Source organism: Lachnoanaerobaculum sp. OBRC5-5, from assembly GCF_000296385.1.
GTDB lineage: Bacteria > Bacillota > Clostridia > Lachnospirales > Lachnospiraceae > Lachnoanaerobaculum.
Genome location: NZ_JH815185.1, coordinates 2,317,259 through 2,330,372, shown reverse-complemented (window position 1 = coordinate 2,330,372; position 13,114 = coordinate 2,317,259). Strand labels below are relative to the sequence as shown.

10 protein-coding genes and 1 pseudogene are annotated in these 13,114 nt (G+C 37.1%); 1 reads left to right on the top strand and 10 read right to left on the bottom strand.

The genetic code is table 11. From position 1 onward, the window contains the following. Positions 1 to 5: 5 nt before the first annotated feature. The 3 genes from HMPREF1135_RS10830 to rfbC form a co-directional block, all read right to left on the bottom strand. Positions 6 to 1,334, bottom strand: a complete 1,329-nt coding sequence (locus tag HMPREF1135_RS10830) for an ABC transporter ATP-binding protein (RefSeq protein WP_007595112.1) — start codon at positions 1,332 to 1,334, stop codon at positions 6 to 8. A gap of 8 nt (positions 1,335 to 1,342) precedes the next feature. Continuing rightward, positions 1,343 to 2,152 (bottom strand): ABC transporter permease, encoded by an 810-nt coding sequence (locus HMPREF1135_RS10825; protein WP_007595111.1) that lies wholly within the window; start codon positions 2,150 to 2,152, stop codon positions 1,343 to 1,345. Between the two features lie 86 nt (positions 2,153 to 2,238). Further along, positions 2,239 to 2,793 carry a dTDP-4-dehydrorhamnose 3,5-epimerase gene (gene rfbC, locus HMPREF1135_RS10820; RefSeq protein ID WP_007595110.1) on the bottom strand — a complete coding sequence of 185 codons (555 nt, stop codon included), beginning with the start codon at positions 2,791 to 2,793 and terminating at the stop codon, positions 2,239 to 2,241. A 326-nt stretch (positions 2,794 to 3,119) separates the two neighbouring features. On the opposite strand from rfbC, the pseudogene HMPREF1135_RS14465 reads away from it, so the two are divergent. Then, positions 3,120 to 3,553 (top strand): annotated as a pseudogene (locus HMPREF1135_RS14465) (IS1634 family transposase); the annotation flags it as partial. A gap of 234 nt (positions 3,554 to 3,787) precedes the next feature. Here the strand turns inward: HMPREF1135_RS14465 and HMPREF1135_RS10815 are convergent. The 7 genes from HMPREF1135_RS10815 to HMPREF1135_RS10785 form a co-directional block, all read right to left on the bottom strand. After that, positions 3,788 to 4,732: a hypothetical protein gene (locus tag HMPREF1135_RS10815; protein WP_007595109.1), complete on the bottom strand. Its 945-nt coding sequence runs from the start codon at positions 4,730 to 4,732 to the stop codon at positions 3,788 to 3,790. A 325-nt stretch (positions 4,733 to 5,057) separates the two neighbouring features. Further along, on the bottom strand, positions 5,058 to 5,594 hold the full coding sequence (locus tag HMPREF1135_RS10810) for a hypothetical protein (protein WP_156804109.1): 537 nt from the start codon (positions 5,592 to 5,594) through the stop codon (positions 5,058 to 5,060). 1,233 nt (positions 5,595 to 6,827) lie between these two features. Then, the gene (gene dnaJ, locus HMPREF1135_RS10805) at positions 6,828 to 7,931 is read right to left on the bottom strand and encodes a molecular chaperone DnaJ (RefSeq protein ID WP_007595107.1); all 1,104 of its coding nucleotides are present in this window, start codon (positions 7,929 to 7,931) and stop codon (positions 6,828 to 6,830) included. Positions 7,932 to 7,946: 15 nt separating this feature from the next. Continuing rightward, positions 7,947 to 9,812, bottom strand: a complete 1,866-nt coding sequence (gene dnaK, locus HMPREF1135_RS10800) for a molecular chaperone DnaK (protein WP_007595106.1) — start codon at positions 9,810 to 9,812, stop codon at positions 7,947 to 7,949. A gap of 94 nt (positions 9,813 to 9,906) precedes the next feature. Further along, positions 9,907 to 10,524, bottom strand: coding sequence for a nucleotide exchange factor GrpE (gene grpE, locus HMPREF1135_RS10795; RefSeq protein ID WP_007595105.1), 618 nt, complete (start codon positions 10,522 to 10,524; stop codon positions 9,907 to 9,909). Between the two features lie 11 nt (positions 10,525 to 10,535). Then, positions 10,536 to 11,567, bottom strand: a complete 1,032-nt coding sequence (gene hrcA / locus HMPREF1135_RS10790) for a heat-inducible transcriptional repressor HrcA (protein ID WP_007595104.1) — start codon at positions 11,565 to 11,567, stop codon at positions 10,536 to 10,538. 180 nt (positions 11,568 to 11,747) lie between these two features. Continuing rightward, the gene (locus HMPREF1135_RS10785; protein ID WP_007595100.1) at positions 11,748 to 13,094 is read right to left on the bottom strand and encodes a sodium-dependent transporter; all 1,347 of its coding nucleotides are present in this window, start codon (positions 13,092 to 13,094) and stop codon (positions 11,748 to 11,750) included. Positions 13,095 to 13,114: the final 20 nt, after the last annotated feature.

The following is a 13,114-nucleotide window of genomic DNA, read 5'->3' as shown; positions in this document are numbered from 1 at the left end:
CCCTTTTAATTACTCGTTTGCGTAAGATTTACCTTTGATTCCATATCATAAACACCCACAGTATTCTTATTTGAAATAACTGTTATGAATGTAACATCATAGAGTCTGTGATATACAACATGTGTACCGTTTTCAAATCCTGTACAGCTCATACTTAGAAGATACTCTCCACCCTGTAGAGTCATTTTCTGCTTGAATTCCACAATCGCTTCATCACCCGGCTTTACAGGTTTTACTTCCACGCCTTCAAACATTGTATTGGTACCGCTAAGTTCCGTTCCTTTTTTATCTTTAATGGTGAATGTAAATATAGGAGATTCGATATTTGCATTAAATCTTATCTTCTCTCTGATGGTAAACTCTTCGCCCTTCAGCAAAAGATTGGTAAGCTCTCCCTTGGAATCTAAAAGTCCCAAATCATATATTTCCGCCCTGCCGTCACCATACTCTGTTTTATTCGGATTGATGGAAATCTTATCCTTCATAAGACCATGATATTCTTTTGCATGCGTCTTATTTATATCATTGTTTAATTCCATCATATCTGAAAAATTACTGTCAAGTCTCTTTGCAAGATCGGCCTCCAGATCGTCCATTCTGCCTGCCAGAATCTTTTTATACAGATCCACCATTTCTCCTGCAGGACCTTCCGCCAAAAACTCTCCCTTGTTTAAAAGTATTACCTTGTCACAGTACTTTATTACGCTTCCCATATCATGGGTTACCATCAATATGGTAGTACCGGTTTTTCTTATCTCTTCCATCCTTCTGTAGCATTTTGCTTGGAAGAAAACGTCTCCTACCGAAAGCGCCTCGTCAACTATCAAAATCTCAGGCTCTACGTTTATTGCAAGTGCAAATGCAAGTCTTACAAACATACCTGATGAATATGTTTTTACAGGCTGATACACAAAGTCACCTATATCGGCAAACTCCAAGATTTCAGGAAGCTTTGCCTCCATCTGCTCTCTGCTAAAGCCCATCATGGTTCCGTTCATATATATATTTTCAATGCCGGTATAGTCCATATTAAAGCCTGCACCAAGCTCCAAAAGTGCGGAAATATTTCCGTCCACTTCCACACTTCCTGTAGTGGGATTTAATACTCCGGTTATTATTTTTAATATAGTTGACTTTCCCGAACCGTTTGTTCCTATAATTCCAACCGTAGATCCTTTTTCTACACTAAAGGATATTTTATCCAAGGCAAAGAATTCCTTGTGATATTTTTTATGTGTAAGGGAAATACTCTCCTTTAACCTGTCTATAGGCTTATCATACAGTCTGTAGATCTTGGTAACATCACAGACATTTATCGCTAAATTGCTCTGCATACTTCTCCTTATAATACATCTGAAAAATGTGGTCTTAACTTATTAAACATTCTAAGTCCGATAAATAACAGTATTACCGTAACAACCCAAAAATACACTGTAAGTCCCGGTCTTTCAAAGAAAAAGTTTCCTCTGAGTATGCTGTCTCTGTATCCGACCACAATATAATATACAGGATTTAATTTCATTATCTTTTCAACCTTTGCCGGGAAATATGAGAACATTGTAGGGTCCCACATTATAGGTGTCATCCACATTCCGAACTGTAATGCAATTCCCACTATCTGTGACATATCCTTAAAGAATACATTTATTGCACAGGTTATATATATTATTGCAAGTGCAAATATTGACAAGCAGAAACTGTAATACACTATTCCTATCCAACTTACCATAGGTAATCTGCCGAATGCCAAAGTCATGGTTATCATTATCACAACAAAGATTCCATGTACTATAAGGCATGAAATCACCTTGATAACGGGCAGTATTGATACATTAAACACTACCTTCTTTACAAGATAATTGTATTCTGAAAGCACCGAGGTTCCGAGGTTTAGAGTCTCCGCAAAGAAAAACCATGGCACAATGCCCGGAACCAGCCAAACCACATATGGAACTCCGGGTACAGGAGGTGTACTCTTAAATCCCATCTGGAAGATCAAAAAGTATATAAGTACGGTAACTACAGGCTGAACAAACATCCATGCAATGCCAAAATAGGACCCGACAAAGCGTTTCTTAAAATCAGCCTTTGCCAAATCCCATATGATTGCTCTTGATTTTAATATTTCTCGTATAAGCGATATTATATTCATATCTTTTTCCATTCATTATTTTTTACAAAGTTTTATTAATAAATATATCAGGATTCCCGTGAACTCACAGGATTCCATTATTAAAATCAATCAAACTTAAATGTTTCTTTAAGGCCTTTCCACTTTGTATCCTTATCAGACATTATCAGCTCAATTCCGTCTACAGGCCAGTCAATTCCTATATCCGGGTCATTGTATATAAGACCGCCCTCATCATTTGGATGATAGAAGTCTGTACATTTGTATGCAAACACCGCCTCATCTGAGAGTACTACAAAACCGTGTGCAAAACCCTCAGGTATATAGAACTGCTTTTTATTTTCATCTGAAAGACGTACTCCGAAGTACTTTCCGAATGTCTTTGAATTCTTTCTAAGATCCACAGCAACATCATAAACTTCACCGCTCAAAACTCTTACAAGTTTGCCCTGTGGATGCTCCTTTTGGAAATGAAGTCCGCGAAGCACTCCCTTTGATGACTTTGACTGATTGTCCTGTACAAAGACCATATCAAGTCCCGCTTCTTTGAAGTCGTTCTGATTATATGTTTCTACAAAATATCCTCTGTCATCTTTAAATACTGTAGGAGTGATTACACATAACCCCTCTATTTCACATCTCTCTACTGTGATTTTTCCCATATTAATACACCTCATTATTTTATGCTTTATTTCTGTTCTAAATTATACTTCACAGTAGTATTTCCGTCAAATATGAACGCAAAAAAAGCCATGACACGGGTCTTTGACAGTTTGTTTACCTAAATAATCATAAAAAAGTCCTACAACCCGCATATATCCTACATTTCTCAGTTGAAATTTTTGTTAAAACATTAGTTTTAGTGTATAGTATTTTATGGTATGATAAGAGCTGGGGGTTATCTATGAAAGTTACTACATCAAAATAAAAAAATGCAGAGTCCTTCTATATTTCCAAAAGCTTTATAAATGACAAAGGAGTTAGCACATCTGTAACTGATGATGGTGAAAAAGCAAATGTACATAACTTTCTTAATACAAACAAAATAGATGAGGAGGCAAAGTATGATGGTATGTATGCCGTCTCAGCAGACCTACTTGACGATAATGTAAGTGAAATACTAAATATAAGTGAAAAGCGTTGGCAAATATAAGAATGCTTTAGAATTATGAAAACTGAGTTTGAAGCAAGACCGGTATTTTTACAAAGAACTGATAGAATTACTTCTCACTTCTTAACCTGCTTTTTAGCCTTGATTATTTACAGATATCTTGAAAATTTTAGACCACAAGTATACGTGCGAAGAGATTCTAAAGACCTTAAAAAATTTTAATTTTGCATATAGGTTTCATACCTCTATATAAACGAACAGAGCTCACAGATAAACTACATGAGATTTGTCATTTTAATACAGATTTTTAATTTATAACAAAAAGTCAAATGAGAACAATACAAAAACAAAGTAAAGGAAAATAAAATACTATTTTTTTAGTTTCAAAACGAAACAAAAATGCCCTCAAAGCCGGTAAAGCACTGGATTTAAAGGGCATTTTAACTTTTAAAACTGTCAAAGACAGGGATTATACCATGAATAAGTAGACATTTCAATATTTTGTTCTACAAGTAACTATACCTTTGTATTTGCACAAGAACTAATCAATTTTCTTCCAATATCTTAAATGGAATATCTTTTTTCTTTGGTCTCAAAACACCATTATTAATTTCTAAATTTCCATATGATTCCAATACATCAATTTCTCCGTTTTTTTGTTCCCCTGCGATCACTTCCACATTACCATTGTTCTCTCTTATAAACATATCTAGTGACCCCATCTGTTCATATTGAGTTTTGCATAACATCACCATCTCTTTTGGATTATACTTAAAAGCAGATAATGTTATGATATAGCGACCAAAACCATAGCCTAGACGCGTAATTAATTCATCTTCGCCATCAGAATCTATATCAGAGATTACAAATTGATCATAGTTAACTAATATAATATTGTTGTATTTATCAATTATAAGCTTTGCTGGTTCAATTTTATCTGTGTAAACATAAAAGCCTCGCAGACCTAATTTTGTAGTGGCCTCAGAAATATCATATTCAGAAATAGCATATATTACATCATCCGAAAAAAAATCTCTTATAATATCTTCATATTTTTTGATATATTCAAATGAATTATCTCTTTTCCCATTATAATAATCAATGACAACTTCTCGGTTCCCCACATCATCTATTTTACTGTCTGTTATTACAAGACCGTCAAATCCGTTAAAATACATAGAAACAGGAGAACCTGATGTTGCCGGTCTTAGTACCTGCCAATTGCCTTCTTTTAGTTTTTTATAATATTTCTCAAGGTTTTCGCTATCTGTTGTTATTAAACTAATCTCATATTTTGTACTGCTGATAATCTTACATGAAATTTCCGGAACTGGAAAATCAAAATCATCCGACTTTAATGTGTGCTCAAAATTATCTGTTGAAATATCACTTGTTTCTAATACATCATGATTTTGTACTTCTTTTTTATGTGTAACACTCCTACACCCTGACATTATAAGTATCACACAAAAAATACATATGATTCTCATATCTGCTTACTCACTTTCTTCAAAGATATTTACACAATGTCTATTTTTAAGTAAAATCTAAATACATCCGCTTTTTTCTAAATTTATAATTTGCAGTAAATACTTTTTACTTATTCTCTTTTGGAAAAAAGTAGAAGATTTAAACCACTTTGTCCAAATAGAAAATTTTAATATTGTTTGCTAGAAACACAATGTATGGTATATAATTTAAATCATATTTTGCTATACATTCAGTGCTTAATATTTAGATTATGTAGATTGCTTTTGAAACATTAAGAGACGATGACAAAACATCGTCCCTTAATCAAAGCTCATTTAATACTTTCTATTTTCTAGTCACCATCAAGTAACCACCCCATTTAGAGTAGTTTAATGTATCATGAGCATCCGAGAAATAACCATAATTTCTATTACAGGTTCTTGGATCAATAATATAATTTCCTGAGGCATCCAAATTTGTTGCACTGCCCCATCCTTGTTTATGTGACCAATATCCATTACTGTTTTGAGTATACCAATGATAATCTGTTAGATTTCCTGATGTATCTAATACTAGTGCAACTTTATAACTTTTTGAAGTTGAAGTATCATTTTTACTAGAATTCCTAATTGTTCTTCCATTTCCTAGATACGGTCCATCCTTTTTTGCCGCTGCAATAATGCTTGCTGCTGTAAGTTTTTTATATGTAGCACCAGCCAAAGAACCTGGCTGCAATTTTATTTCATTAGCACAAATTACATCCATTGCATATGCATAGCAGTTTGCCTTTCGTATTCTTGATGAATCATTCCAATACGAAGGATTGTAGACTGCTTCACCACCACTTTTGGGAAGTAATGCAGAAACAAAAACTCTATCCATCCCTGATTCTGCCTCTAAAACTTTGATATCCTCTTGTGATTCTAATACACGTAACTCATATGGAACATGGCTGAGCATAACCTTCGCTAGCTTTACAAAGAAATTCTCTAAATAAACAACTATTGCTTAGCTACTTCTAAACTCTTTATACGATGTAATACCTTACTGCAATCAATGTACAGCAAACAATATCACTCCCTTTAATGTTCTGAGCCAGAAATGTTACATACCTCCTGTCTATAAAGATAATACCTCAATAAACATTTATGTCCTAAGTATTTTCCTACGAAACAATCCACTCAATTTGGCAAGCAATGCCACTATATGCCATATTTGACATAGTTTCCACAAACGCACATCAATCTTTTATCATTTATCACTTTTCATATTTATTCTAGGTAATATTTACTTTTCAAGATTCACCCAACTAATGAATCTTAGTTAGATGACTATAATTACAAGAGCTTATTAAAATTAAATATGTAACAAATTTAATAACACCTCAACACATGATTTACATTTAAAGCAAAGCCTTTACTGTCTCCATTCTTGTACCTTGCTATATTACAAAAAAAGATTCTTTGGTTCCTAATAAATTCCATACAACCTCCTTTTTGTCTATAATCAGTATATTACTTTTCATAGAAATTATAGCAAAAATAACAGTATTAGTCAATTTCTCTCCCTTCCCGTACAGGACAAACGCATGAGTCCAAACGCATGAGTAAATAAATTATGAACAATCTCTTTTTTATGATATATTGTGAGAAAAAGGGGATTGTACAATGAATGAGATGTAACATTTAAAGAAGATGCAAACAGAACATTGGATAAGAGGGCAGCTGAGAACCTGAATATTATTAGGAAGTAGTGTCTAAGCATATTAAAAACGGTGGAGATATTCCGTCCTAAATTATCAATGAAAAAGAAAAGATTTGTTATTAGTATGAACCCTTCAGAATTTTTAGATCAAGTACTATTATCCATTTGGATACCCCTTTGATATATTTATTGGTTGGCGAACCTTTAATATTATATCAAATTTGGGGTTTTTTACATTGCGCTAAAGCTCTATTTCAACCACCCGCATAGCAGGTGATTTATTTGTTCTCTTGCGAGAACAGGGCCTTGCCCTAACAAAAAAGCCACGAGTCAAAAACCTCGTGACCTTTCAGTGCAGCCATACTCATATATGACCGCTATTATATTATTTACCATGTGACTTATATGTTACTATTTGTTCATTGCCGCATCAAAGGCTTCCAGCGCTTTCTTTTGTTCATTTGTAAGCTTTGTAGGTACTGAAACCACCAAAGTAATATAGTGGTCACCTCTGTTATTTTTATTTCTAAGGAAAGGTACTCCCTTACCCTTTAATCTTATTCTTGTATCTGTTTGAGTTCCGGCCTTTACCGCTACTTCCACTTCACCGTCTACAGTCTTTACTCTGATACTGCCGCCAAGTGCAGCCTTTGCAAAGCTTATAGGCACCGTTGAGAAAATATTGGTATCCTGGCGCTTAAATATAGGATGAGGACTTACAACCGCCTCTACAAGCAGATCTCCTCTCGGACCGCCGTTTATTCCCGGTTCTCCGCCTCCTGCCATTCTTATAGACATACCGTTATCTATACCTGCAGGTATATCCACCTCAAAGCTCTTCTTCTTTTGAATATATGCCTTACCGTTACAATCAGGACATTTATCCTTAATAATCTTTCCTGTACCGTTACATTCAGGACATGTCTTTACATTCTGCATAGTGCCAAACAGAGTCTGCTGTGAATATATTACCTGACCCTTTCCGTTACACTTAGGACATGTGGTAGGTGATGTACCCGGCTTTGCTCCCGAACCGTGACATGTTGCACATTCTTCTTTGAAGTTTACCTTGATTTCCTTCTTACATCCGAAAACACCCTCTTCAAAGGTAAGTCTTACAGATGCTCTTACATTTGCTCCCTTCATCGGGCCTGTTCTTGTGGCTCTGCTTCCGCCACCGCCAAACATGCCTCCAAAGAGATCTCCGAAAATATCATCACCGCCAAAATCAAATCCGGAGAAGCCTCCGAATCCGCCGGCTCCGGCTCCGGCACCTGCTCCACCATCAAAGGCAGCATGACCGAATTGGTCATACTGTCTTCTCTTATCAGGATCGCTTAGCACTGAATAGGCTTCACTGGCCTCCTTGAACTTCTTTTCAGCCTCAGGATTATCAGGATTTGAATCCGGATGATATTTTTTTGCCAGCGCTCTATATGCCTTTTTTATTGCAGAGTCATCAGCGTTCTTATCCACGCCAAGTACTTCATAGTAATCTCTTTTACTCTCTGCCATCAGTTGCTCTCCTTATTATACCTCTTTAAAATCACCGTCTATAACATCGTCATTTGAAGATGTACCTGCATCCTGTGCTCCTGTTGTATCAGCTGTTGCACCTGCATTCTGTGCCGCACCGGCCTGCTCATATACCTTTGCAAAAAGCTTCTGAGCACTTTCCATAAGCTTCTCTTTGCCTGCCTTGATATCATTTATCTGATCATCTGTCATAGCATCGATAGGTGCTCTGTTGATAGCCTCTTTCAATGCAGTAAGATCAGCCTCAACTGCAGCCTTGTCATTTGCATCAAGATTGTCACCAACCTCTTTTAGAGCATTCTCTGTCTGGAATACTATAGAGTCGGCTTCATTTCTTGCATCAATGCCTTCTTTTCTCTTCTTATCCTGTGCCTCAAACTCTGCAGCTTCTTTTACAGCCTTGTCGATATCACTGTCTGACATATTTGAACCTGCAGTGATTGTGATATGCTGCTCCTTACCTGTTCCAAGGTCTTTTGCAGATACATTAACGATACCGTTTGCATCAATATCAAATGTAACCTCTATCTGTGGAACACCTCTTCTTGCAGGTAAAATACCGTCAAGTCTGAACTGTCCTAAAGTCTTGTTATCTCTTGCAAACTGTCTCTCACCCTGTACTACATGGATGTCAACAGCTTCCTGATTGTCTGCAGCTGTAGAGAATATCTGGCTCTTCTTTGTAGGTATTGTAGTATTTCTCTCGATAAGTCTTGTAGCTACACCACCCATTGTCTCGATTGAAAGTGAAAGCGGAGTAACATCAAGAAGCAATACATCTCCTGAGCCTGCTTCTCCGGAAAGCTTACCGCCCTGAATACCTGCACCGATTGCAACACCCTCATCAGGGTTGATGCTCTTTGAAGGCTCCATACCTGTAAGGGCTTTTACCTTCTCCTGTGCATTGATCATTCTTGTAGATCCACCTACAAGCAATACCTTTCCAAGATCGCTTGCTGTAATACCTGCATCCTTAAGAGCATTCTGTACAGGTACAGCTGTTCTTTCAATAAGGTCAAGTGTAAGCTCGTCAAACTTAGCTCTTGTAAGAGTAATATCAAGGTGCTTCGGTCCCTCTGCTGTTGCAGTGATAAACGGAAGGTTTATATTTGTTGTTGTTGCTGTTGAAAGCTCTTTTTTAGCCTTCTCTGCAGCTTCTCTAAGTCTTTGAAGTGCCATCTTATCTGTTGAAAGATCCACACCCTCTGCCTTCTTAAACTCGCTTACAAGCCAATCTGTAATCTTATTATCAAAGTCGTCACCACCAAGATGTGTATCACCGTTTGTAGCCAAAACTTCTATAACTCCGTCACCGATCTCAATAATTGAAACATCGAATGTACCGCCACCAAGGTCATATACCATAATCTTTTGCTCAGCATCATTGTCAAGACCGTAAGCAAGAGCTGCAGCTGTAGGCTCGTTGATAATTCTCTTTACATCAAGACCTGCAATCTTACCTGCATCCTTTGTAGCCTGACGCTGTGCATCGTTGAAATATGCAGGAACAGTGATAACAGCCTCTGTAACCTTCTCACCTAAATAGCTCTCAGCATCAGCCTTAAGCTTCTGAAGAATCATTGCTGAAATCTCCTGTGGTGTGTATGACTTACCGTCTATAGTTACCTTATAATCTGTACCCATATGTCTCTTAATTGAAGAGATTGTTCTGTCTGCATTTGTAACTGCCTGACGCTTTGCAGGCTCACCTATAAGTCTCTCACCTGTCTTTGTAAATGCTACAACTGAAGGTGTTGTTCTTGAACCTTCAGAGTTTGGAATAACTACAGGCTTTCCACCCTCCATAACTGCTACACAGCTGTTTGTTGTACCTAAATCTATACCAATAATCTTACCCATTATTTTATCCTCCTAATAAATCAAAATTTGTATTTTTTAAATCTATATAAAATATTTCACTCTGCTTAAACAAAGCAAAATATAGTCTCAAAAATTAATTAGCAACCTTTACCATGCTATGTCTAAGAACTGAGTCCTTGTACATATATCCCTTTAAAAGTTCCTCAGCGACCACATTTTCACCTAAGCTTTCGTCTTCTATATGCATTACCGCATTATGTAAGTTAGGATCAAATTCCTTACCTACACAATCAATCGGCTTAACTCCCAAATCCTCAAGAGTCTTTGTCATCTGATTGTATATCATTGCTATTCCGTCAGCAAAGGCTTTGCCTTCACCCTCTGAAGGTGTTGCAAGCATTGCTCTTTCAAAGTTGTCAACTACCGGCAAAAGTTTTTCCGCCACACTTCTTGCTCCCATATCAAACATGGTAGCTTTTTCTTTTTCACTTCTTTTTCTGAAATTATCAAACTCCGCCATGCTTCTTTTAAGTCTGTCTGTCAAATCCGCAATGGCAAGGTCTTTTTTATCAGGCTTTCCTTCAAGATTTTCATCACTGAAAGCTTCCTCCACCTCAGCCTCCATAGCTGCAGCCTTTGCCGCCGCCTCCTCAGGTGTCTCTTCGGCTTCCTCAACAAATTCCCCTGTCTCTTCGCCTTCTAAAACCTCTTTGTTCTCTTCCTGTTCTCTTTTTAAATCTTTTTCTTTCACAGCCCTCTCCTCTATTCATCATTTTTAAACTGCTCATCAAGCGATGCCATTACAGTTTTTATAGTTTTTAATACTTTCTCATAGTCCATTCTCTTCGGTCCTACTATACCTATAGAGCCTCTGAGTCCTTCGCCTATTTCATAATTGGCTGTAACTACGGAAAGATCTCTCATATCTGAAATCGGCACTTCATTTCCGATATATACTCTGATACCGTCACTATCATCATCATTTACCCCTGCAAGTATTTCCTTAAGCTTATCCTTTTCTTCAAAAGCATTTACAAGCTGACTTGCCTTCTCTCTGTCGGAGATCTCAGGGTACTTGAAAATATTTGTGGTACCGCTTGTATATATCTCAAGGTTGTCGGTAGCACTTTTAAACACTGCCGCTACTTCTCGTAAAACCTTATCCACTATATCTCCATAAACTCCCGCATCCGTTCGTAACTTATTCATGATGCTTAAGTTTATCTCTTCCACGGTAAGTCCGTTTAATGAAGTGTTTATAAGCAGATTCAAGTTTAAGATTTCACTCTCCGATATTTCGCTGTCGATATCTATTATCTTGTTATTGATAATATTACCTTCCGCAACCGTAACCAAAAGGAGCTTGAACTTATCTATCTTTGAGAGTTGCAAAAACTTTACTTTATTGGAGTGTATACTCGGCCCTGATATCATCGCGGCATAATTGGTGTCTCTTGCAATGATCTTTGCCAATTGCTTTAAGACATTTTCCAATCTGTCCACTTTTTTAAACATCAGATCCTTAAATGCTTCAGTCTCTATCTCCTTTTCTCTCAAGATCTCATCTACATAGAATCTGTATCCCTTATCTGAAGGTATACGTCCTGCAGAAGTATGGGGCTGTAAGATATAACCCATATCTTCCAAATCGCTCATTTCATTTCTTATAGTAGCAGAGCTCAAATTTAACTCAGGGAGCTTTGAAATAGTTCTTGAACCTACCGGCTCCCCGGTTTCCATATAATTCTTTATAATAGCTTTTAAAATAATCGCTTTCCTGTCCTCTGAATCCATTCGCTCCTCCCTTCTTTATTTGTTAGCACTCATTTATCTAGAGTGCTAACTCTATTAGCTACTATATTCCATATGGGAATATTTGTCAATAACTTTTTTAAATTTTTTATACCGATAAAATACAAAATAAAAAACTCCCAAACAAATGTCTGAGAGTTTATATTTTTTATTATAGCCTTATCAACCTATTCCTCCATAGAATGCACCTGCTATAAGTGCAAGCAATGCAAGACCTGTATATACATACTTACCTAAGAAGAACCAGATTTCTCCTTTCGGTCTCTTTGCACCTGCATTTACAGCTTCCATGGTATACTTCTTTCCGAATACGAAGAACAACATCACTGATGCCAGTACTGCACCTATCGGGCAAATATAGATAGATACCGCATCCATCCAGCTTCCTACAATTCCCTGTATAAGAACTGCAACAACCACACCGATTGCTCCGATAATTCCTACAGACTGTACTCTGCTGAGTTTAAACTGCTGCTGCAATGTAGCTACAGGCGCCTCATAAAGGTTTACAAGTGAACTGAGTCCTGCAAATGTAACACATACAAAGAATATAATTCCTACAATCATACCGCCCGGCATCTGATTCATTATATTTACAAGGTAGATGAACATAAGTCCCGGACCGCCTTCACTGAGCTCCGCTCCCGATGTAGCCATAGCAGGTATAATAACGAGTGCTGCAAGAAGTGCCGCACAGGTATCAAATATAGCTATGTTCATTGCAGAGAAAGGTACATCCTCTTTCTTACTGAGATAGGAACCGTAAACAACGGTACCGTTACCTGCAATAGAAAGTGAGAAAAATGCCTGTCCGAATGCAAATATCCAAAGTCTTATATCCTTTAATCCTTCAGGATTTACAGTAAAGATATACTTGTATCCGTTTACTGCACCCGGCTGTATTCCTATATAAACAGCAAGTCCGATCATCATTACAAAAAGCAGAGGCATCATAAACTTATTTGCTTTCTCTATACCGTCAGCAACTCCTAATGCCATAATAGCAAAGTTTACAATGAGTGCTATTATTATCCATGTATTATTTCCGAATGCTGTAGCTGTGGATCCGAAAGTTCCACCTATGACATCCATGTTTGTTCCCATTCCAAAGAGCTTTCCTGTAAATGCCATTACTACATATTTAAATATCCAACCTACTACACATGAATAACCTATTGCAAGAGCTAAAGAACCTATTGTAGGTATAATTCCTATGCTCTCACCTACTTTTCTGCTCTTTCCGGCATGAGCCATAGCAGCACCGAATGCTCCTATAGGACCTTTTCCTGTGCTCCTTCCAAGTGCGATTTCTTCCACTACTCCTGTACTGCCTATCAATATAACGAATATAAAGTAGGGAATCAAAAAAGTCATTCCCCCCCAGGCTGACACAAGCACCGGAAATCTCCACAGGTTTCCCATACCTACAGCTGAACCTACACATGCTATAATAAAACCTATTTGTGAGTTAAAACCATCCTGCTTTACAGGCGTATTATCTGAACCCATAAACTTCCTCCATCTTGCCA